The 20,216-nt window shown below is 51.7% G+C and carries 22 protein-coding genes; 10 read left to right on the forward strand and 12 right to left on the reverse strand.

Translation table 11 applies throughout. The annotated features are described in order from the left end of the window. Positions 1 to 33: 33 nt before the first annotated feature. Positions 34 to 1,716 carry an NAD-dependent DNA ligase LigB gene (ligB, locus tag FVB43_RS22255; protein ID WP_133846460.1) on the forward strand — a complete coding sequence of 561 codons (1,683 nt, stop codon included), beginning with the start codon at positions 34 to 36 and terminating at the stop codon, positions 1,714 to 1,716. On the opposite strand, the gene FVB43_RS22260 is transcribed toward ligB, so the two are convergent. Further along, a complete protein-coding gene (locus FVB43_RS22260; protein WP_133846459.1) occupies positions 1,713 to 2,330 on the reverse strand; it encodes a trimeric intracellular cation channel family protein in 618 nt (205 codons plus the stop codon). The two genes, ligB and FVB43_RS22260, sit on opposite strands and share 4 nt — an antisense overlap. A 490-nt stretch (positions 2,331 to 2,820) precedes the next feature. Here FVB43_RS22260 and FVB43_RS22265 point away from each other — a divergent pair, with 490 nt between their 5' ends. Further along, positions 2,821 to 3,465, forward strand: coding sequence for a response regulator (locus tag FVB43_RS22265; protein WP_133846458.1), 645 nt, complete (start codon positions 2,821 to 2,823; stop codon positions 3,463 to 3,465). 316 nt (positions 3,466 to 3,781) lie between these two features. On the opposite strand, the gene FVB43_RS22270 is transcribed toward FVB43_RS22265, so the two are convergent. The 3 genes from FVB43_RS22270 to FVB43_RS22280 form a co-directional block, all read right to left on the reverse strand. Further along, positions 3,782 to 5,140 carry an MFS transporter gene (locus FVB43_RS22270; protein WP_133846457.1) on the reverse strand — a complete coding sequence of 453 codons (1,359 nt, stop codon included), beginning with the start codon at positions 5,138 to 5,140 and terminating at the stop codon, positions 3,782 to 3,784. A gap of 151 nt (positions 5,141 to 5,291) precedes the next feature. After that, positions 5,292 to 5,630 (reverse strand): zinc ribbon domain-containing protein YjdM, encoded by a 339-nt coding sequence (locus FVB43_RS22275; RefSeq protein ID WP_133846456.1) that lies wholly within the window; start codon positions 5,628 to 5,630, stop codon positions 5,292 to 5,294. Positions 5,631 to 6,014: 384 nt separating this feature from the next. Continuing rightward, a complete protein-coding gene (locus tag FVB43_RS22280; RefSeq protein WP_133846455.1) occupies positions 6,015 to 6,878 on the reverse strand; it encodes a YicC/YloC family endoribonuclease in 864 nt (287 codons plus the stop codon). A gap of 155 nt (positions 6,879 to 7,033) precedes the next feature. On the opposite strand from FVB43_RS22280, the gene FVB43_RS22285 reads away from it, so the two are divergent. Continuing rightward, complete coding sequence (locus FVB43_RS22285; protein WP_133846454.1) at positions 7,034 to 7,462, forward strand: DUF3574 domain-containing protein; 429 nt, start codon at positions 7,034 to 7,036, stop codon at positions 7,460 to 7,462. Between the two features lie 49 nt (positions 7,463 to 7,511). On the opposite strand, the gene FVB43_RS22290 is transcribed toward FVB43_RS22285, so the two are convergent. After that, positions 7,512 to 8,696, reverse strand: coding sequence for a NupC/NupG family nucleoside CNT transporter (locus tag FVB43_RS22290; RefSeq protein WP_133846453.1), 1,185 nt, complete (start codon positions 8,694 to 8,696; stop codon positions 7,512 to 7,514). Between the two features lie 214 nt (positions 8,697 to 8,910). Between FVB43_RS22290 and rph the strand changes: the two genes are divergently transcribed. Together rph and pyrE are read left to right on the forward strand one after the other, a co-directional pair. Continuing rightward, complete coding sequence (gene rph / locus FVB43_RS22295; protein ID WP_133846452.1) at positions 8,911 to 9,627, forward strand: ribonuclease PH; 717 nt, start codon at positions 8,911 to 8,913, stop codon at positions 9,625 to 9,627. Between the two features lie 57 nt (positions 9,628 to 9,684). Beyond that, positions 9,685 to 10,326 (forward strand): orotate phosphoribosyltransferase, encoded by a 642-nt coding sequence (pyrE, locus tag FVB43_RS22300; RefSeq protein WP_133846451.1) that lies wholly within the window; start codon positions 9,685 to 9,687, stop codon positions 10,324 to 10,326. 48 nt (positions 10,327 to 10,374) lie between these two features. Here pyrE and slmA read toward each other — a convergent pair whose 3' ends face one another. The 3 genes from slmA to coaBC form a co-directional block, all read right to left on the reverse strand. Continuing rightward, positions 10,375 to 10,971, reverse strand: a complete 597-nt coding sequence (slmA, locus tag FVB43_RS22305; RefSeq protein WP_133846450.1) for a nucleoid occlusion factor SlmA — start codon at positions 10,969 to 10,971, stop codon at positions 10,375 to 10,377. A 115-nt stretch (positions 10,972 to 11,086) separates the two neighbouring features. Continuing rightward, a complete protein-coding gene (gene dut / locus FVB43_RS22310; RefSeq protein WP_133846449.1) occupies positions 11,087 to 11,545 on the reverse strand; it encodes a dUTP diphosphatase in 459 nt (152 codons plus the stop codon). Beyond that, a complete protein-coding gene (gene coaBC / locus FVB43_RS22315; protein WP_133846448.1) occupies positions 11,523 to 12,737 on the reverse strand; it encodes a bifunctional phosphopantothenoylcysteine decarboxylase/phosphopantothenate--cysteine ligase CoaBC in 1,215 nt (404 codons plus the stop codon). Before coaBC ends, dut begins: the two co-directional genes overlap by 23 nt. Positions 12,738 to 12,926: 189 nt before the next feature. On the opposite strand from coaBC, the gene radC reads away from it, so the two are divergent. From radC to mutM, 4 genes are all read left to right on the forward strand, one after another. Then, positions 12,927 to 13,598 carry a RadC family protein gene (gene radC / locus FVB43_RS22320; protein ID WP_133846447.1) on the forward strand — a complete coding sequence of 224 codons (672 nt, stop codon included), beginning with the start codon at positions 12,927 to 12,929 and terminating at the stop codon, positions 13,596 to 13,598. Positions 13,599 to 13,895: 297 nt separating this feature from the next. Further along, entirely contained in the window at positions 13,896 to 14,132 is a 237-nt protein-coding gene (gene rpmB / locus FVB43_RS22325) for a 50S ribosomal protein L28 (RefSeq protein WP_062746922.1), read from the forward strand. Between the two features lie 16 nt (positions 14,133 to 14,148). Beyond that, the gene (gene rpmG, locus FVB43_RS22330; protein WP_001051798.1) at positions 14,149 to 14,316 is read left to right on the forward strand and encodes a 50S ribosomal protein L33; all 168 of its coding nucleotides are present in this window, start codon (positions 14,149 to 14,151) and stop codon (positions 14,314 to 14,316) included. 112 nt (positions 14,317 to 14,428) lie between these two features. Further along, a complete protein-coding gene (gene mutM, locus FVB43_RS22335; protein WP_133846446.1) occupies positions 14,429 to 15,238 on the forward strand; it encodes a bifunctional DNA-formamidopyrimidine glycosylase/DNA-(apurinic or apyrimidinic site) lyase in 810 nt (269 codons plus the stop codon). 11 nt (positions 15,239 to 15,249) lie between these two features. Here mutM and coaD read toward each other — a convergent pair whose 3' ends face one another. From coaD to FVB43_RS22355, 4 genes are all read right to left on the reverse strand, one after another. After that, positions 15,250 to 15,726: a pantetheine-phosphate adenylyltransferase gene (gene coaD, locus FVB43_RS22340; RefSeq protein ID WP_133846445.1), complete on the reverse strand. Its 477-nt coding sequence runs from the start codon at positions 15,724 to 15,726 to the stop codon at positions 15,250 to 15,252. Continuing rightward, positions 15,723 to 16,499, reverse strand: a complete 777-nt coding sequence (locus FVB43_RS22345; protein WP_167864794.1) for a glycosyltransferase family 2 protein — start codon at positions 16,497 to 16,499, stop codon at positions 15,723 to 15,725. Before FVB43_RS22345 ends, coaD begins: the two co-directional genes overlap by 4 nt. After that, on the reverse strand, positions 16,500 to 17,774 hold the full coding sequence (gene waaA, locus FVB43_RS22350) for a lipid IV(A) 3-deoxy-D-manno-octulosonic acid transferase (protein WP_167864843.1): 1,275 nt from the start codon (positions 17,772 to 17,774) through the stop codon (positions 16,500 to 16,502). It lies immediately after the preceding gene. 133 nt (positions 17,775 to 17,907) lie between these two features. Next, positions 17,908 to 18,906 (reverse strand): glycosyltransferase, encoded by a 999-nt coding sequence (locus FVB43_RS22355; RefSeq protein WP_167864795.1) that lies wholly within the window; start codon positions 18,904 to 18,906, stop codon positions 17,908 to 17,910. A 288-nt stretch (positions 18,907 to 19,194) separates the two neighbouring features. Between FVB43_RS22355 and FVB43_RS22360 the strand changes: the two genes are divergently transcribed. After that, complete coding sequence (locus FVB43_RS22360) at positions 19,195 to 20,208, forward strand: glycosyltransferase family 9 protein (protein ID WP_167864796.1); 1,014 nt, start codon at positions 19,195 to 19,197, stop codon at positions 20,206 to 20,208. Positions 20,209 to 20,216 lie beyond the last annotated feature (8 nt).

A 20,216-nucleotide genomic window follows, 5' to 3' on the forward strand; every position in this document is an offset into this window, starting at 1 on the left:
CGGGTATTCATTGAATGCGCAGGAGAAGCAGGGATGCACTATCTCATTTTACTGGTCTGGCTTTTTAGCCTCGGGGTTTCGGCAATGTGTCCGGTTTGGGCGCCCACACGCGCTGAGGAGGAGATCGCGGGTCTTGAAGCCCAACTCATTCAGTGGGATGACCTCTACCATCGTCAGGGGAAAAGCGTGGTGACCGATGAGCACTATGATGCTCTGCGCAGTAAGTTACAGCAGTGGCAACGTTGTTTTCATCCCACTCTCGAGCCTCACCCGCCAGTGCTGAAGACCGATGGCAAGGTGTCACATCCTGTCGCCCATGTCGGGGTCCGAAAACTGTCCCGTAAGGATGATGTAGCCCACTGGATGATGAACAGGCGAGAGCTCTGGGTACAACCGAAGATTGATGGAGTGGCTGTTACGCTGATCTATCGTCAGGGAAAACTGGTAAAGATGATCAGTCGTGGTAACGGCCTGTCAGGCGAAGACTGGACGACAAAAGCTGCGTTGATTAGCGATATTCCCCTTACGATTCCGTTGTTGTCCAGGCAGCAGATTTTTCAGGGCGAATTGTATCTCAAGATGACCGATCACCAGCAGGCTACTGATGGGGGAAAAAATGCCCGTTCAATTGTTGCCGGTGCATTAATGGCGAAAACACCTGCCGAAGTGCTGCCGCATATCGGTCTGTTTGTCTGGGCATGGCCAGACGGACCGGAAAACTTAACACAGCGCCTGTTGGCTCTGCGTCAGGCGGGTTTTCCCGATGTCAGTGAATGGACGCACAGAGTGACTGGCGCAGACGAAGTCGAAAGCTGGCGTGAGCGCTGGTTCCATCAGCCGTTGTCCTTTGTTACCGATGGTGTTGTGGTACATAGCCTCCCATCGGAACAGGGATGGAACTGGATCCCTGGCCAGGGGAACTGGGCGGTGGCCTGGAAATATCCCCCACCGCAAGCGACCAGCGAAGTCCGTTCCGTGGCGTTTTCTGTTGGCCGTACGGGAAAAACGAATGTGGTGCTTATTCTGCAACCAGTACAGCTGGATGACAAACGCATCAGTCGGGTGAATGTTGGCTCAGTGTCACGCTGGCGGAAATGGAATGTGATCGCCGGAGACCACGTCAGTATTGATCTTGCGGGTCAGGGGATCCCGCGTCTGAATGAGGTACTGTGGCGGGTGGCGCAGCGAGATTATCCTCAGTTTCCCGATGCGGCATCTTTCAGTCATCTTAGTTGCCTTCATCTGACACCAGAATGTCGGCAGCAGTTCCTGGCACGGCTGGAGTGGCTGAGCAGTAAGTCTGCGCTTAACCTGACGGGTATGGGGCGCCAGAACTGGCAGCAGTTGCTTCAGTCGGGCTATCTGACACACTTGTTTTCATGGCTGGCACTGTCGCAGGAACAGTTAAAGGTTGTTCCTGGAATCGGAGAGGCGAGATCACATCTTTTCTGGCAGCAATTTCGCTTAAGTCGACAGCGGCCTTTCAAGCGTTGGGTCAGGGCATTAGGTGTTCCGATCCCTGAGAAGGCCATGAATGCACTGGTGGATGATAGCTGGTCGCAGCTATTGTCACGCACGGTAGAGGAGTGGCAGACGTTACCCGGTATTGGTGACGGGCTGGCGCAAAAGATTATCAATTTCCTGCAACATCAGGAGGTGCGGCAGCTTATCCATTGGTTGGAGGAGCCGGCCGCCCTGGCTGTATCATCAGATTAATGGTCATCGTGCGGGTAATTGAATACAGGCAAGCCCAGTTTGAAACGAAGCGCCAACAAACGAGCGATGAATCCGGCTAGCAGCGTAATGATAATGACAGTTTCCGTGGGCAGCGCGGTTTTTAGCAAAAGAATATAGACCCAGCCCGAGGCGAAGGCGATGCCAGCATAAAGCTCTTTCTGGAAAACCAGGGGGATCTGGTTGCAGAACATATCGCGGAGAACACCGCCAAACACACCCGTCACAACTGCGCTGATGGCTGCAATAATTCCAGCGTGCCCCATATCCAGCGCTACCTGCGCACCAATGATGGAAAAGACCACCAGGCCTAATGCATCAAGGACAAGAAAAACCTTACGAAGGTGGGGCATGAGGGGGGCTGCCAGCGTAGTGATGACGGCGGCGGCAGCAACAATCATGATGTATTCAGGATGTTTCACCCAACCGAGTGGGTAATGTCCTAGCAGCATATCGCGGACTGAACCCCCGCCAATCGCGGTGACAGACGCGATGATGATCACACCGAACATATCCATCTTGCGACGGCCAGCCGCCAGTGCGCCTGTCATGGCTTCCGCTGTAATACCGATGATATAAAGGACCGTGAGTAACATTGCCATCTCCTTAAAACCTGGCGGCAATCCTAAGGGGTTAGCGTCAAAACGGCGACTGAAATTTTCACAGGGGAAGCCTTGTCGTATGAGGCGGCTCAACGGGGGGCCACTAACGATGAATGCCGTAGCAAAACAATAAATGCGTGGAGATGAAATAGGAATGAGTGTAAATGGATGTTTTCAGAATGGAGTCTGTCTGATTTTATTGATTATTATTGTTTGATAAATAAGTCTCTCTGTGTTTGGTTTTACAGTTATATTTTATGATTTTTTTGTTCTAAAGTGTTCAGATTTTATTTATAAATATCCAGCTGGTTATAATTATCATCATTAATTTATGTTTTTTTTATTACAGGTAAGTCAATGCTTTGCTTTTATATGGTGCAAATTGCTTGCCATTCCGTACTGAGCGCATTTAAGATGTTTTGTGAAATTGTTAATGAACGGAATGTTTATTCAGGGCTGTGATGATAATCTACATGGAGGGAGTATGTCTAACCGGCACACAATAGCAATCTCTGATGACCACCCACATATCATATATTCGATAAAGATGCTGTTCGAAAATAGCGATTTGTTCGTTGTTTCAAACGAAACAATATGTGGGAAAAACTTATTGTCAGGTCTGGCTTCTAAACAAACGGACATAGTTATTACTGATTTTTCATTGAGTTCAGACCGTTCGACGATGGATGGGTTTGCCAAGCTTCGTGCTCTAAAAGGGCGGTTTCCTGATGTGAAGGTTGTCCTGCTTACCTCACAAAGTAATACAGCCATTCTGAGAAGTGCATGCGATTATGGCGTTAAGTCAATCGTTAGTAAATCTGACCCTGTAGAGGAAACGGTAATGGCTTGCCAACACGTCATGACCCAGCAAGGGTATTTCTTCTCTTCATCATGTAGCCATGTTAAGAATTATCTAGTAAAAGGAAAGGAAAAAGGAAGCCCTCTTACTCCTAAAGAGTTAGAGGTGATTAGACTATTCTCTTCTGGATACACGTTGTCAGAAATTGCAGTGCGCCAAAACAGAACCATCAGCACAATTTCCACTCAAAAGTATAATGCGATGCGTAGGCTGGGTGTCTCCTCTAACATTGAGCTGATACGCTATGCATACGCAAAAGGGTTAATCTAGTTTTTTGGTATCGTAAGGTAAAAATAGTATTTAGTTGGAAGGTTATTTCCATTTTTTCAGTTGTAGCGATTATTTCTAATGCGGTTGTTCTTATTTTTGGTAGCGACACCAAGACGAAAATGCCCCAGGTGATTAACTGTCATCACGAGGGGCATCATTGGGGCAGTATTACCCATGTGGGGCAAGTGGTATCTGTCGGACATTCAGTCCTTCTGTTCTGCAAGAGAACAGCACGCTCGAATCGTGAGAGACCAGGGCAAAGCCTGGTCTCTCGATGTGGGAAGCGTTATTTCCCGTCAGCAGCCTGTCTGACGACTTACAATTTTTCCCAGGCTTTTTTCAGTCCGGTTTCTTCATCGGGGTCGGCTCCCTGTGCCGAGGTTGCTTCTTCTTCCGTCAGCGATTCGCTATCAAAAGAGGGCATCGTTTCCTCAATCATCTGTTCATCAAATGCCGGATTCAGTGCCGGAGAAAGCGGAGAACTCATCAGGCTGTCTGGCATCGCAATATGTGGAACGGGCGCATCCTCAACAAATTGTGCCTCGTCTTCCTTCACTGTTCTGCTCAGGCCGACAATGATCAGGCCACACAGCGCAAAGAAGGCATAAAGCGTATTGCCCCCCAGAGGCTCCATTAGCAGGCCTACGACCAGTGGACCAATACTGGCGCCGACACCAAAGGCCATCAGCAGGCACGCTGCCAGTGAGACGCGTCTTTCCGGCTCAACCAGGTCATTCGCCAGAGCGACAGCCAGAGGATATAGCGAAAACTGCAGCATACTGACGATAAAACCCAGCCCCAGCAGCAGCGAGAAACTGATGTGTGGCAGGACTGCCAGGGGTAGCGCTGCAACAATCAGCACAATGGCATTTAGTCGCATCAGCAGGGTGCGGTTATAGCGATCAGACAACCAGCTGAGAGGAAACTGTGCGACCAGCCCGGCAAAAATAGCGATGGCCATAAACAGACCGGTTTGGCCTGTTGTCAGATCTTGCTGACTGGCATAAACCGGTGCCAGTCCATAAAAAGAGCCGACCAGCATGCCAATAGCGAGGGTGGTTGCGAGTACTTTAGGGATAGCACCGATAAAATACCGCAACTCCATCGGGGCTGGGGAAAGCTGGCGGGCGTGTGTCCGCGTGGTCAAGGCAATTGGCACCAGACAGAGTGAGAAACAGAGGGCGATTAACAGCAACGTGCTCAGACCCAGATCGGTTTGCAGCATCAGCACCACCTGCCCGAGCGACATGCCGAGGTAGGTCGCCACCATATAGCAGCCAAAGACTTTGCCACGCTGTTCAGATTCTGACTGGTCGTTAAGCCAGCTTTCCAGCACCATATATTGGCACATCATGCACAGACCGATGATCAACCGCAGCCCGACCCAGACCGGGATAAACCCGGTTAGCCCGTGGCACAGCACGGCCGCGGTAATAATACCGGCGCAGGAAACATAGGTACGAATATGGCCGACGCGGGCGATGAGAAAATGACCCACTTTGCCGCCGATCACCAGGCCGATGTAGTTCGCTGCAATAATGGCCCCGATCAGACCGCCGGAGACATGGGCCGATGTCAGACGCAGGGAAACATAGGTCGTCAGCAACCCGGAACCGAGCAGCATTAACAGCGTAGTGGTATAAAGCGGGAAAAACACGCCTAACGTCTTGTTCACTCTGCCTCCTGGGGAATATTGAACCGGTCCGTTGAGCGCCGTACGCCCCTAACACCGTGCGGGTGCCTTGTGATACTAGCAGTTTCAATCCTGAGGGCAAATCGGGCGGGTGAGGAAAGGGAACCAGTAGCGCAGAGGCTACTGGCTGGGATCAGTTCTTTTTCACAAACTCAGACTTCAATTTCATCGGGCCAAAGCCATCGATTTTGCAGTCAATATTGTGGTCACCTTCTACCAGGCGAATGCTTTTTACTTTGGTGCCAATCTTCAGCGGTGTTGAACTGCCTTTGACTTTAAGGTCTTTAATCACCGTGACGCTATCGCCATCTGCCAGCAGGTTGCCGTTGGCATCTTTAACAATCAGGGTGTCATCAGTCGCGGCGTCAGCGCCATCAGCCCACACGTGGCCACATTCCGGGCAGTTGAGCATCACGCCATCTTGCCAGCTATATTCTGAGTGACATTTTGGGCAAGGAGGTAACGTTTCCATGATAATCCTTAAGTAAATCCATAATAAAGTAAGGGGATAGTTTACCTTGTCGGAGACGTTCTTCCTATTGCTGTTTGGCCGAGGATTTTGATACCTGCACAGTATCTCGCAGAGAACGCAGCGGCTGCTGACCTGATACTCGATGCGTCAGATATTGTGGTTCTGAATAATATTCACTGTAAAATCGCTATGAAAGGAATCAATGTTTAACTTTAATCGCTGTCTAAAGGCCAGATGGATATAGTGATCATCGGGGAAATAAGTCTGCACAGCGAACAGGATTTCAGTTTTCACTGGATCTATCGTGAGCCGCTGTTGCTGGCGGCGGGAAAACAGCATAAAAAAGCCCTGTAAACAGGGCTTTTTTACACAGTGAGCATCGCATTACTCGATGTTCTGAATCTGTTCTCTCATCTGCTCAATCAGCACTTTCAGCTCAATGGCAGAAGCGGTGATATCAGCATTAATGGATTTTGATCCCAGTGTGTTCGACTCACGGTTGAACTCCTGCATCATAAAGTCGAGGCGGCGGCCGACCGCTTCCTTCTTCTTCAGGATGTTATAGGTTTCTTTCACATGGGCTTCCAGACGGTCCAGCTCTTCCGCGACGTCCACACGCTGCGCCAGCATTACCAGCTCTTGCTCCAGGCGATTATTTTCCAGCTGTACCTGCGCCTCTTCCAGGCGGGTAACCAGTCGTTCACGTTGCCATTTGAGTACTTCTGGCATATGCGTACGGACTTTGATCACTTCCGCGCTCACCCCTTCCAGACGCTGTTCAATCAGCGCTTTCAGAGCCGTGCCTTCGCTTTCACGCGCAATAATAAATTCGTCGATGGCAGCATCCAGCGCCTTCAGCAACTGGGCAGAAATCGCATCCAGATCCTGCTCTTCGGCTGACATCACGCCAGGCCAGCGCAGGATATCGACCGGATTGATTTCACCCTCGTCGCTCTGCATTTTGACCCAGTTGGCAGCCTGCACCAGCTGGATGGCCAGTTTTTCATTCAGTACCAGCGAACTTTGGGCACGCGGGTCAGCGTCGAAACGCAGGTTAACTTCGATTTTCCCACGGGTTAGACGATTACGAATGCGTTCACGAATTACCGGTTCCAGGCCACGAAACTGCTCTGGCAGACGAATATAGGTTTCAAGATAGCGCTGGTTGACGGAACGCAGCTCCCAGGCTGCGCTGCCCCATTCGCCTTTCGTTTCGCGTCGGGCATAAGCTGTCATGCTGCGGATCATTTTGCGTACCGTTATTAGGAAAAGATGCAGCGATTATAGCGATGCTGACGATGCCTTAACAGGCATTCGGTCAAATGGCCGTGTTTTGGCTGACGTTTTGTTGCCAGAAGCTTAAGATGCCGAAATAAGAAACATCACTCACTTCAGGAGCCACTATGATGCCGCGCGTATTCACATTTTCCCTTCTGGTACTGGCGCTGTCAGGCTGCACGACACCGTCACGGCCAGCCAGCCAGATGACCGCCCCGATCTGTACCGTGGGCGACGCCCTGACGCAAACTACCCTCTACTTCGGTCTGAATCGCCCGCAGGGTGCCGTTATCACCGAGGCAGAATGGCAGACGTTTGTTGATTCAGAAGTCACACCTCGCTTCAAAGCAGGGTTGACGGTCTTTGCGGCAAAAGGGCAGTGGCTGGGAAATGATGGAAAACTGGCGCGGGAAAACAGCAAGGCGCTGCTGCTGATCCATGCTCCGGATAAAGCCAGTGAACAGGGGATTGAGGCACTGCGTGCTATTTATAAACAGCGCTTTGCCCAAGATTCAGTGATGCGGGTGGATGCGGCGGCCTGTGTGGCGTTCTGACCTGTCTTTTAATCAAGAACACCCGGCGCGAATGCGCCGGGTGTAGAGATTACAGCACCAACCCGGCAAAGGCTGCAGAGAGCAAGCTGACCAGCGTGGAGCCGTAAATCAGCTTCAGGCCGTAGCGTGAAACCACATTCCCCTGTTGCTCATTCAACCCTTTTATCGCCCCGGCGACGATGCCGATAGAGGCAAAGTTCGCGAAGGAGACCAGGAACACCGACAGAATACCCAGTCCGCGCGGCGACAATTCTGCGGCGATTTTCTTCAGCTCAATCATGGCCACAAACTCGTTCGTTACCAGCTTTGTCGCCATAATACTGGCAGCCGGCAGAGCATCTGCGGTCGGGATGCCAATCAGCCACGCAAATGGCCAGAACACATAGCCAAGGATCTGCTGGAAGCTAATGCCGAAAACGGCTGAGAAAACGGCATTCACCGCTGCAATTAAGGCGATAAAGCCAATCAGCATGGCCAGAATTATCATCGCCACTTTAAAGCCAGCCAGAATGTATTCACCCAGCATTTCAAAGAAGCTCTGATCTTCGTGCAGCTTTTCCAGACGAATCTCCGGCTCATCGCCCACCGGTGTCGGGTTGATAATCGACAGGATGATAAAGGTACTGAACATGTTAAGGATCAGCGCCGCCACAACATAGCGTGGCTCAATCATCGACATATAGGCGCCAACAATCGACAGCGACACGGTGGACATCGCGGCCGCTGCCATTGAGTAGAGGCGACGTGGTGAAATCTCTGCCAGGATACCTTTATAGGCGATAAAGTTTTCCGACTGGCCGAGGATCAGCGTGCTGACGGCATTAAATGACTCCAGCTTACCCATACCGTTAACTTTAGAGAGAACGGTGCCAACGCCCCTGATCAACAGCGGCAGAATTTTAAGGTGCTGCAAAATCCCGATCAGGGCAGAGATAAAGACAATTGGGCAGAGCACGCCGAGGAAGATAAACGCCAGCCCCTGTGAACTCATCCCGCCGAAGACAAAATCGGTTCCCTGCGCTGCGTATTTCAGCAGAACCTCAAAGAAGCCTGAAAAGACGGTAACAACGGTCAGCCCACCAGAAGCGTGCAGGAAGAACCAGGCGAGGGCAGCTTCAATGACAACCAGTTGCAACAGCACGCGTGGGCGAATTTTTTTCCGGTCATTACTGAACAGTAACGCCAGGCAGCAGATAATGGCCAGGGCCAGAATAAAATGAAAAACAGAGGTCATACGCAGGTCCGGCATGAGGAATGATTGATGATGAGAGGCATTTAGCCATATTTCAGTTTGATTTACATCCAGCCGGGCGCTATCTGGCTGTTTTAGCGTTTAAATAGTCGTTATTTTCATAACAAACTGCGTTCAGTTTCGCCTGCGATAGGCAATCCATGGCGAAATCCGTATAATGCGCAGCCAATTATGTTTAGCTAGCCGGAGAGAAATTATGCGTCCATCAGGCCGTAGCGCACAACAGGTGCGCCCCGTCACCCTGACCCGTCATTACACCAAACATGCAGAAGGCTCTGTGCTGGTTGAATTCGGTGATACCAAAGTTCTGTGTACCGCCACCATTGATGAAGGCGTACCACGTTTTCTGAAAGGTCAGGGCCAGGGTTGGGTCACCGCCGAATACGGCATGCTGCCACGTGCCACCCACAGCCGTAATGCGCGTGAAGCGGCTAAAGGGAAGCAGGGCGGTCGTACCCTGGAAATCCAGCGTTTAATCGCCCGCTCGCTGCGTGCGGCAATTGATCTGAAGGCGCTGGGTGAATTCACCATTACCCTGGACTGTGACGTGTTACAGGCCGACGGTGGCACCCGTACTGCCTCCATCACCGGAGCTTGCGTGGCACTGGCTGATGCGCTGAACCATCTCGTCTCTATCGGTAAGCTGAAGACTAACCCGATGAAAGGCATGGTCGCCGCGATCTCTGTTGGCATCGTCAAGGGCGAAGCGCTGTGCGATCTGGAGTACGTTGAGGACTCTGCCGCCGAAACCGACATGAATGTGGTGATGACGGAAGACGGTCGCATGATTGAAGTGCAGGGCACCGCAGAAGGTGAACCGTTCACTCATGACGAACTGCTGAAGCTGTTGGAGCTGGCACGAGGCGGTATCGATACTCTGGTTGCAGCGCAAAAAGCGGCGCTGGCCAACTGATTTTTTCAGGCGACGATGAAGTCGCCTTTTTTATGCCCCCTATTTGAGGAAAACGACATGAAAGCCTGGCAGCGCCAATTTATCGAATTCGCCATCAACAAGCAGGTGCTGAAGTTTGGTGAGTTCACGCTGAAATCAGGGCGCAAAAGCCCTTATTTCTTTAACGCCGGTCTGTTCAATACCGGGCGTGATCTTGCCCTGCTGGGCCGTTTCTATGCCCAGGCACTGGTGGATTCGGGTATCGATTTCGATCTGGTCTTTGGCCCAGCCTATAAAGGCATCCCGATTGCGACCACGACGGTGGTAGCTCTGGCCGATCATCACGACCGTGATGTTCCTTACTGTTTTAACCGCAAAGAAGCCAAAACCCATGGCGAAGGTGGCACGCTGGTGGGCAGCCCGTTGCAGGGTAAAATCATGCTGGTGGATGATGTGATCACTGCAGGCACGGCTATTCGCGAATCGATGGAAATTATCGCGGCGCATCAGGCGACGCTGGCTGGCGTATTGATTTCCCTCGACCGTCAGGAACGCGGACGTGGCGAAATCTCAGCGATTCAGGAAGTGGAACGTGATTATGGATGTCAGGTGATTTCGATCATCACGCTAAAAGAACTGATTGCTTACTTGGAAGAACAGCCAGAAATGGCCGATCATCTGATTGCTGTACGTGCTTATCGCAGCGAGTTTGGTATCTGACAGGATGTCGTTGTGCGGGCCGACCCTCTTTCTGGTCGACCCGCAACATTACACGAGTTGTGCGGCCAGTAGTGGCCAGCGTACGTCGAAGTCGACGGTAGGGCGATAGCGGAATTCGGAACGAACAAACCGTGACAGCAATCCCTCGCAAAATGCCAGTAGCTGGCTGGCCAGCAGCGTTTCATCGGTAATAAACCCTTCACCTTCACGCATTTTCTTCTCACGCATCACCTGGCGCAGCTGCACCTCAATACGTTCAAAAAGCTGGTTTATACGCCCCTGTAAGCGATCCTGTTCGAACATCAGCGCATGGCCGGTCAGAATGCGCGTTAAACCCGGATTACGCTCACCAAAGCCCAGAATTAACTGAGTGATCATACGTAGGCGCGGAAGCGTCTCTTTTTCATCTTTCAGAATCAGATTGATGCGCGTAATCAGGCTGTCTTCAATAAATTCGATCAGGCTGTCAAACATCTTGGTTTTGCTGGGAAAATGCCGGTAAAGCGCTGCTTCAGAAACCCCTACATTCGCCGCCAGTTTGGCGGTGGTGATGCGCTGGCTGCCATCACCAGACTCCAGCATTTGCGCCAGCGCCTGTAGAATTTCTTCGCGGCGATTCCTTTTCGCACTCTTCTTTTCTACCATGTCTTAAAAGACCCCTGAAAACATCACCATAAAACGGGCAAAGGCCCACACAACGTCCGTGAACGCGTGGTCACGGCGAGTCAATTCAGATTATCGTTGTGCGGCCCGTGGAGAATTACTGGCGACCAGAATGGCCGAAACCACCTTCACCACGCACGCTGGTGTCAAAGTCGTTGACCAGATTGAACTCGGCCTGGACGACAGGCACGAAAACCATCTGCGCAATACGTTCGCCGGGTTCGATAGTAAAGGAGTCTTGCCCACGGTTCCAGACGGAAACCATCAGTTGACCCTGATAATCGGAATCGATCAAACCGACCAGGTTACCCAGAACGACGCCATGCTTATGCCCCAGCCCGGAACGCGGCAGGATCACGGCAGCCAGCTGTGGGTCAGCAATATGAATCGCTAAACCCGTTGGCACCAGCGTTGTTACACCAGGCTCAAGCACAAAGGCTTCATCCAGGCAGGCACGCAAATCAAGCCCGGCAGAACCTGACGTGGCGTAGGTTGGCAGGGGGAAGTCGGTGCCGACTCGCGCATCAAGAATCTTAACGTCGATTTTTTTCATCATAAAGGCTGACAATCTCGTCTAATAGCTGTTGGCCAAGGAGTGTCTTATCGCAGAGCGGTAAGGCTTTATCTCCCTCCTGCCAAAAAAGGTGAAGAGCATTGGTATCACTGTTGAAACCCTGCCCGGTTTTGGCTACATCATTGGCGCAGATCAAGTCCAGATTCTTGCGCGTCCGTTTTTGTTGTGCGTATTCTTCCACATTCTGGGTTTCAGCGGCAAATCCTACAACATACGGTCTGTCGTGCGGCATCGCTGCAACACCTGCCACAATATCGGGATTTTTTATCATTCGCAGGGTGATTTCTTCGCCCTGTTTTTTGATTTTTTCTTCCGCCACTGCCGCCGCCCTGTAGTCGGCTACTGCCGCACAACCAATAAAGATCTGTTGAGCGGCTGCCTGCGCCATCACTGCCTGCTGCATGTCCAGCGCCGAAGTGACATCAATACGATTAACGCCTGCCGGTGTCGGCAACGTAACCGGGCCCGCCACCAGCGTGACGCTGGCACCGCGTTGCGCCGCCGCCGCCGCAATAGCAAACCCCATCTTTCCTGAGCTGTGATTGCTGATAAAACGCACCGGATCGAGTGCTTCCCGGGTCGGGCCGGCGGTGATCATAATATTGAGATGTTGCAGATCGTTGACGGGAGCAGCCCAGTTTATCGCCAGGTCAACAATTGCCAGCGGGTCGAGCATACGCCCTGGGCCGATATCGCCACAGGCCTGGCTGCCGCTGTCAGGGCCCCAAACCAGCACTCCGCGTTGTGCCAGCAGTTGTACATTATGCTGGGTAGGCAGTGCGCGGTACATCTGCTGGTTCATTGCCGGGACAATTGCCACCGGTGCTGCCGTTGCGAGGCAAAGGGTCGTCACCAGGTCGTTCGCCATACCCGCGGCAACACGAGCGATCAGGTCCGCAGTTGCAGGGGCAAGGATGACCAGATCTGCCCATTTCCCCAATTCAATATGACCCATAGCGGCCTCAGCAGCCGGGTCGAGTAAATCGTCGGAAACCGGATAGCCAGATACAGCCTGCAAACTGAGTGGGGTGATAAAGGCTTTCGCTGCGTGAGTCATGACGACACGTACTTCTGCGCCACGGTCGCGTAACCTGCGTACCAGTTCAGGGGTTTTATAGGCAGCGATACCCCCACTGACGCCAAGAACAATACGTTTTCCGGTTAATCCCATCATGTTGCTGTTCGCCTTCTGTTTAGCCTGCCCGGTGCTCTCGCGCCGTAATCTGATTATTTTATCACACTCCGGCGGGCGGGTTAGCACCACACATTTTTTGCGAGCTGGCGCGTAAAGTCAGCACATCGCAATAGGAAACTACTGTATATAATGCCATGCTTTTTTATCTTCAGGAAGGAGAAACGGCAGATGGATGAGAACTGGATGGGGTTACCCCCGCGTGAAAAATTGTTGAAATGTGGCGCACAAACGCTGAGTGATGTTGAACTGCTGGCTATTTTCCTGCGCATCGGAACGCGTGGGGTCCACGTAATGACGCTGGCGCAGCGGTTGCTTGACGTATTTGGCTCGTTACACCAATTGATGACGGCACCCGCCGAAGATTTTCAGGCGATTCACGGTATCGGCATGGCAAAATATGCGCAACTCAATGCGGTGGCCGAACTCGCCCGGCGCTGCTTTACCTGCCAGCAGGCATTGGAAAACCGTGTTGTCAGCAGTGCTGAACAGATGCTGGATTTTCTTAACAGCTCACTGGCGCACCGGGAAAGGGAGATTTTCCAGGTGGTCTTTTTTGATAATCAGCATCGGGTCATTCATACCAGTGAAATGTTCAGTGGCACGCTCAACAGCGTTGAAGTGCACCCCCGTGAGATTATACGCGAAGCGCTAAAACGCAATGCAGCGGCGGTCATTCTGGCGCATAATCACCCATCCGGGCTGGCAGAACCCAGCCGCGCCGATCGTGATATAACGCAGCAAATTGTGCGTGCCTGTACCCTGATGAATATCCGGGTACTTGACCATATGGTGATCGGGCGGGGTGAGTATGTGTCTTTTGCTGAGCGGGGATGGCTATAATGAGTGGGCTGTTATTTAACCGTTTTACGATTTAGTTCAGGAATTACAGTGCATAAACCGGATGCTTCCTGTACAAAAAAGACAAATGTACGCGATCCTTAGGGATCTTTATCTGTTCGGGACTTGAGCGGTCGCGCTTCAGGGCGTATACTACGCCACCTTTGAGAATCTCGGGTTTGGCGTTTGAGCCTACTCAGCGGGTTCACATAGAACTCGCCTGGATGGGCTATAAGCCTGACGAGGCGGCCAGAACCTTATTTTTAAAGCTCGAGCTGATTTGATTTTTGGAGAATAGACATGTCACGAGTCTGCCAAGTAACTGGCAAGCGTCCGGTAACGGGTAACAACCGTTCCCACGCAATGAACGCGACGAAACGCCGTTTCCTGCCGAACCTGCACTCTCATCGTTTTTGGATTGAGAGCGAAAAGCGCTTCGTTACACTGCGCGTATCTGCCAATGGCATGCGCGTAATTGATAAAAAGGGTATTGATACGGTCTTGGCCGATCTCCGTGCCCGCGGTGAGAAGTACTAAGGTAAGGAACTGAAACATGGCTAAAGGTATTCGTGAGAAGATCAAGCTGGTTTCTTCTGCTGGTACAGGTCACTTCTATACCACCACGAAGAACAAACGTACTAAGCCGGAAAAATTGGAACTGAAGAAATTCGATCCAGTTGTCCGCCAGCACGTGATCTATAAAGAAGCTAAGATTAAGTAATTAATCTCAGTGGATGAAAAACCCGGCCCCGGCCGGGTTTTTTTGTTTCTGGGGTTTTCTGTATAGTACGCTGCAGTGTGAAAAATTGGCCAGGCGCTACGGAGGCGAGGCAATGCCAGAGTTACCAGAGGTCGAAACCAGTCGACGCGGGATCGAGCCACATCTTGTTGGAGCAACGATTCTGCATGCAGTGGTGCGTAATGCACGCCTTCGCTGGCCTGTTTCGCAAGAAATCCATGCTCTGAGTGACCAGCCCGTTCTGAGCGTCCAGCGCCGTGCTAAATATCTGCTGCTGGAACTGCCCACAGGCTGGATCATTGTGCATCTTGGAATGTCGGGCAGCCTGCGCGTATTGCCGGAAGACCTGCCTGCGGCAAAGCACGATCATGTTGATCTTGTCATGAGCAACGGTAAGGTTCTGCGTTATACCGATCCACGCCGCTTTGGTGCCTGGTTGTGGTGTCCTGACCTTGCCGCCAGCTCTGTGCTGTCGCATCTGGGGCCAGAGCCGCTTAGCGAGGATTTTTCAGCCGCATATCTGTTTGAAAAATCACGGGGTAAGCGTACAGCGGTCAAACCCTGGCTGATGGATAACAAAGTGGTGGTGGGCGTGGGAAATATCTACGCAAGTGAATCGCTGTTTGTGGCGGGGATCTTACCCGATCGTCCTGCAATGGACTTAACTGAAGCCGACACCGGGCTGCTGGTTGCCACCATCAAAGCGGTCCTGCTGCGTTCTATTGAGCAAGGTGGTACTACCTTACGCGACTTTCTACAAAGTGACGGTAAGCCCGGGTATTTTGCGCAGGAACTGCAGGTTTATGGCCGTGCGGGTGAACCTTGCCGACAGTGCGGCATGCCAATCGAGAGCAGTAAGCACGGGCAGCGCAGCACCTTTTTCTGCCGTCACTGCCAGCAGTAAGCCGCTCTTGCTCAGAGTTTCGCTTTCAGTGCCTCATACACCGGGGCAGGCAGGAACGCCTGGACTTCCCCTCCGTGGCGCGCCACCTCTTTCATCAGGGATGAAGAGATAAAGGACCAGGCTTCGGAAGGCATCAAAAATACGCTTTCCAGCGTGGGCATCAGGTGACGGTTCATATGCGCCAGTTGCAGTTCGTATTCAAAATCAGACACCGCCCGCAGGCCACGTACCAGCACATTGGCCTGCTGCGCTTTGGCAAAGTTAGCCATCAAGTCACTGAATCCCACCACTTCAACATTCGGCAGATGTGCCACCACTTCGCTTGCCAGCGCGACGCGTTCCTCCAGTGAGAACATAGGCTTCTTACTCGGGCTTGCCGCCACCGCCAGTATGATGTGATCAAACATCAGCGCGGCGCGGGTCACGATATCGAGGTGCCCGTTGGTCATTGGATCAAAGGTACCGGGGTAGATGGCTTTGGTGCTCATAGTCTGCCGTTCCTGGATGCGTGATTAAGAGCCCAGAGGGCCGTGTATTTATTGAAAGTATATTGTGCATTGACCACGGCCAGCAGCCAGCCCTGTTTACCATCAAGAAAACCCGCACGCAGTACCAGTGTCTTCAGAAAAGCGCCGATGGTATGGCCAAAAATAGCCGCGATACCGCAGCGTTTGCCTTGCTGATGGCGTTGTTTCGCCCAGGCTTCCGCATAGGCGAATTGTTTCCACTGGAATGCAGAGAAGTCCCGACAGGTCAGATGCAGCAGATCGCCGCGTAACGGTGTGGCTTTCGTTTGCGCCGTTTCCAGCGATTCATGTACCTGGTTATCGTTGTATTGATATTGACGGGGGTACAGGCGGGTGACTCGGTCAGGATACCAACCACTGTGACGCATAAAACGCCCCAGGAACAGGTTGCGCCGTGCAATGCTGTACACTGTGGAAGATGGCGGCTGTTCCAGCACCTTTTCAATGGTTTGTTTTAGTTCAGGAGTGACGCGCTCATCGCTGTCGATCATCAAAATCATCGGATGGCTGGCATAGCTCTGTGCCAGCTGGCGCTGTTTACCATATCCATGCCACTCCTCAGAGTGAAAGACCTTTGCGCCATGGCGGTTCGCAATGTCCGGGGTACCATCGCTGCTACCTGAGTCGAGCAGGATGATCTCATCTGCCCAACTGATTGACTCAAGACATTCTGGCAGCAGGTCTGCCGCATCTTTGGCAATAATCACTACCGACAGTGTCTGGCGTGAACGCATTTAATGATTCCGCTGTGGCAGATGAGGTTCAAGTAAATGTAGCAGACGTTGTAATGCACCCTGATTCTGGTGGAGCACATCAACGGCATGACGGCCGTAGTAAAGGCGGTAATCTTCATCCGTCAGCAGGGTACCAATCTCTTTATCCAGCGAGTCGGCATCGGTCACGGTGATCATGCCATCGGCCTGCTGCAGGCGTGCACAGATATCTTTAAAGTTAAAGATATGTGGCCCCATCAACACCGGAATGGCATGCGCAGCCGGTTCCAGCGGATTGTGGCCACCACGCTCAACCAGACTGCCACCGACAAAGGCGAGGTCGGCAATACCGTACAAAAGCATCAGTTCGCCCATCGTATCGCCAATGACGACCTGAGTACTGCCAGAGGGGATTTCACCGCTGCTGCGTAAGGTATAGCTGAACCCGGCTTTTTGGGTCAGTGCGCGTGCGGTATCGAAACGTTCCGGATGGCGTGGCACCAAAATCAGCAGCAGATTGGGGAAGCGTTCCAGTAGCTTACGATGCGCTTCCAGAATGATGCTCTCTTCGCCTTCATGGGTACTGGTCGCAATCCAGACCGGACGACGTGGTGCCCACTGACGGCGCAAGGTGATGGCACGTGCTGCCAACTCTGGTGTGACAGAAATATCAAATTTCAGGCTACCGGTAACCGAAAGCTGTGAGCGCTTGACGCCCAGACCGATAAAACGCTCGCCATCTTCCTGATTCTGCGCGGCAATCAGTGTGATGCGTTGTAGCAGGCGTTTCATGAATTTGCCGATCTTTGCATAACCCTTTGCTGAACGTTCCGACAGGCGCGCATTGGCGATGACCAGAGGGATTTTACGGGCATGCAGTTGAGTGATCATATTGGGCCATAGTTCGGTTTCCATAATGATCACCAGTCGCGGCCGAACGGTATCGAAGAAGCGATTCATTGCGCCTGGCAGGTCGTAGGGCAGGTAAACGTGATGAACATCTTTGCCAAATGCCGAGCTGGCGCGCTCCGATCCCGTCGGGGTCATGGTGGTGACGACAATCGGCAGGTCGGGATAGCGATGGCGCAACGCACGAACCAGAGGGATCGCCGCCAGTGTCTCACCGACCGATACGGAGTGCAGCAGAATACCCTCTGGCTTCACTTTCCCCGTGCAAAATCCATAACGTTCAGCCCAGCGTTTACGGTAGGCAGGAGCCTTTCGACCACGTAGCCAGAGGCGCAGCCAGATGAGAGGCTGAATGAGATACAGCAAGGCGGTATAAATGGTAATCATCACATTGTTTTCAGTTGAACAGAGACATATGCCCAGGGATAGCCGAAAAAAGAGAAACAATGCGGCATGTTAGCAGATAAGTGAGGCCTGCTCACACTACTTCATTGTAGGGAGCCTGCTGTCGTTAGCAGGCTTAACTTTTACGGAGGTTTTTGCGCCATAGCAGCAGGCGAGTCAGCCACAGGAGCAGTTGGTACCACTGCTTAATACCGCGTGCATTGCGTAGCATGCGGAGATGAGTCTGTGTACGCCAGATGTCGGCAATCATTGCCTGTTTTGCGGCCTGGTTTGGTTCACGCCGGATGGCATGACAAACACTTAGCGCTTCCCGGGTTATCTGCCAATGTAGAGGCCGATAAATTTTGACTTTGTCCTGATAGCGCTGATTAATTTTTTCCAGCAGATGGCAAATTTTCAAATAATGGCGTTGGTATATGACACCGGCTCTGCCAGTACGTCGGCGGTTGCTGACCGATTGCTGATGAATCAGATATCGGTACAGTGTCTTCTCGGTATAGCGCACGCGGCTTGCGTTCAACATAAATTCAGTCGTCCAGGGAATATCCTGGTGATGCAGTCCGGGGACAAACTGCAATCCGATTTGCCTGATTAATGATGATCGGTATATCCCTAGCCATACCACGTGAAGATAGCGGCGGGTTTTTAAAGCCCGGTTTAGCCACTCGCCACCATCCATGACATGGGTTGAGCGCCGCCGGTTCAGTGGGATAACGACCCGGCCTGTATCGGTAGGCGAGCTGACACGACAGGCATTGCACTGCACGGCATCAAGATCGTCAGAGAGTGCCAGCCTCATCAGGGTGCTGTAAAGTTCAGGGTCAAGAATATCGTCAGCGTCGGGAAAGGTGACATATTTTCCCTTCGCTATTTGCAACCCGGCGTTGCGAGCTCGTGAAACGCCGCCATTAGCTTGATGTATGACGTAGATATTCTCTGCTTGCATGGCATAAGCCTGTGCGCGAGCTCCTGAACCATCGGTCGAGCCATCATTCACCAAAATAATTTCCAGATCCTGCAATGTTTGCCCGAGCAATGAGGTCATAAAGGGATCAAATAACGGCCCCGCATTGTAGAGGGGAATAACAACGCTCAGCAATGGAGCGGTAGGCATAAGCAGAGTCCTTTCATTATAAAAACCTCATTCCGCTGAAATTTCAATTAGTTAGTAAATGCTAAATGATTTAGTGGATTTTTTTTAGCTTTAAGTGTGCAATTCATCACGTAATGTTGTCAGAGCAGGTCAGGGAGTCGTGGTTTCATCGGCAAAAGGTAGCCGACCCCACAGGTAAGGATGTGGGAGGAGATCGTTTCTAACGGAAGAGGAAGGGTTTCAGGCGAGTGACGTCCTGCAGGACAGAACTCCATAGACTTATGCACACAGTTTGTTAGCAGGTTGGTAATGAAGAATATTTTAATTATACGCCGTGACAATATTGGCGATCTGGTTTGTACCACCCCTTTGATTGAAGGGGTTAAAACGGCATATCCTGATGCGAATGTTTATTTGCTAATCAACACTGTCAGCCATGATGTGGTCAAAAACAATCCTTACATTAAGCATGTTTTTATTTACCGCAAGGCGAAACACAGAACTCAAAATGAGACGAAATTCGGTATTTATGTCGATCGGATAAAAATAATCTTACAGCTTCGCCGTATTTCGTTTGATGCGGTCATCCTGGCAAACCCAAGACCTTGTAAATACAGTCTGAGAATGGCAAAAATGATCGGGGCTAAAAATATCATTGGTGCGGCGAGCGGCGACCGTTCTATTACCATTCCCTTTAGTCGAGGAGACTTTCGTGGTAAGCATCAGGTTGAGCGTACCTTCAGTTATTTATCGGCCATAACCGACAAGCCAATCACTCTCCCTCCCGTTCGTATCTGGGTGACAGAGCAGGAGCGCAAACATGCCGCAGAGCGTCTGTATAATCTGCAGGCAGATAACGCCATCGGGCTGGCCGTGCATATCAGTAGCCGCAGTGAAAAACGCCGCTGGCCGCTTGAGCGCTATGTTGCCATTATTCAGCGATATTTACAGGAATATCAAGGAAGTGTACTGATTTTCTGGTCACCGCAGGGAACGCTGGCACCCGATGATATTGGCGATCGGCATCGCGCCGAACAGGTGAAAGCCGCCTGTAACAGTGACAGAGTCTCTCTGTTTCCTACAGGATCAATACGGGAACTGGTAGCTGCTTATGAACGATGCGAACATATTCTGTGCAGCGATGGCGGGCAGATGCATCTGGCGTCAGCCATGAACAAAAAACAGGTGGTTTTTTTTGGCGATACCAGCGTGGAGGAGTGGCATCCATGGTCGGGTGAATATAAAATTCTGCAAACGGAATCGGGTGATTGTATTGATGTTCCCGTCGAGGAAGTTTGGAAAAATATTCAGGCGCAGCATTAAAAAGACCG

The organism is Erwinia rhapontici (assembly GCF_012271765.1).
Lineage (GTDB): Bacteria > Pseudomonadota > Gammaproteobacteria > Enterobacterales > Enterobacteriaceae > Erwinia > Erwinia rhapontici.

Bases quoted from the DNA above. Each gene is read 5' to 3' on its own strand.
- ligB (WP_133846460.1), top strand. From the start codon at position 34: ATGCACTATCTCATTTTACTGGTCTGGCTTTTTAGCCTCGGGGTTTCG.
- FVB43_RS22260 (WP_133846459.1), bottom strand. From the start codon at position 2,330: ATGTTACTCACGGTCCTTTATATCATCGGTATTACAGCGGAAGCCATG.
- FVB43_RS22265 (WP_133846458.1), top strand. From the start codon at position 2,821: ATGTCTAACCGGCACACAATAGCAATCTCTGATGACCACCCACATATC.
- FVB43_RS22275 (WP_133846456.1), bottom strand. From the start codon at position 5,630: ATGGAAACGTTACCTCCTTGCCCAAAATGTCACTCAGAATATAGCTGG.
- FVB43_RS22280 (WP_133846455.1), bottom strand. From the start codon at position 6,878: ATGATCCGCAGCATGACAGCTTATGCCCGACGCGAAACGAAAGGCGAA.
- FVB43_RS22285 (WP_133846454.1), top strand. From the start codon at position 7,034: ATGATGCCGCGCGTATTCACATTTTCCCTTCTGGTACTGGCGCTGTCA.
- FVB43_RS22290 (WP_133846453.1), bottom strand. From the start codon at position 8,696: ATGACCTCTGTTTTTCATTTTATTCTGGCCCTGGCCATTATCTGCTGC.
- rph (WP_133846452.1), top strand. From the start codon at position 8,911: ATGCGTCCATCAGGCCGTAGCGCACAACAGGTGCGCCCCGTCACCCTG.
- pyrE (WP_133846451.1), top strand. From the start codon at position 9,685: ATGAAAGCCTGGCAGCGCCAATTTATCGAATTCGCCATCAACAAGCAG.
- slmA (WP_133846450.1), bottom strand. From the start codon at position 10,971: ATGGTAGAAAAGAAGAGTGCGAAAAGGAATCGCCGCGAAGAAATTCTA.
- dut (WP_133846449.1), bottom strand. From the start codon at position 11,545: ATGATGAAAAAAATCGACGTTAAGATTCTTGATGCGCGAGTCGGCACC.
- coaBC (WP_133846448.1), bottom strand. From the start codon at position 12,737: ATGATGGGATTAACCGGAAAACGTATTGTTCTTGGCGTCAGTGGGGGT.
- radC (WP_133846447.1), top strand. From the start codon at position 12,927: ATGGATGAGAACTGGATGGGGTTACCCCCGCGTGAAAAATTGTTGAAA.
- rpmB (WP_062746922.1), top strand. From the start codon at position 13,896: ATGTCACGAGTCTGCCAAGTAACTGGCAAGCGTCCGGTAACGGGTAAC.
- rpmG (WP_001051798.1), top strand. From the start codon at position 14,149: ATGGCTAAAGGTATTCGTGAGAAGATCAAGCTGGTTTCTTCTGCTGGT.
- mutM (WP_133846446.1), top strand. From the start codon at position 14,429: ATGCCAGAGTTACCAGAGGTCGAAACCAGTCGACGCGGGATCGAGCCA.
- coaD (WP_133846445.1), bottom strand. From the start codon at position 15,726: ATGAGCACCAAAGCCATCTACCCCGGTACCTTTGATCCAATGACCAAC.
- FVB43_RS22345 (WP_167864794.1), bottom strand. From the start codon at position 16,499: ATGCGTTCACGCCAGACACTGTCGGTAGTGATTATTGCCAAAGATGCG.
- waaA (WP_167864843.1), bottom strand. From the start codon at position 17,774: ATGATTACCATTTATACCGCCTTGCTGTATCTCATTCAGCCTCTCATC.
- FVB43_RS22355 (WP_167864795.1), bottom strand. From the start codon at position 18,906: ATGCCTACCGCTCCATTGCTGAGCGTTGTTATTCCCCTCTACAATGCG.
- FVB43_RS22360 (WP_167864796.1), top strand. From the start codon at position 19,195: ATGAAGAATATTTTAATTATACGCCGTGACAATATTGGCGATCTGGTT.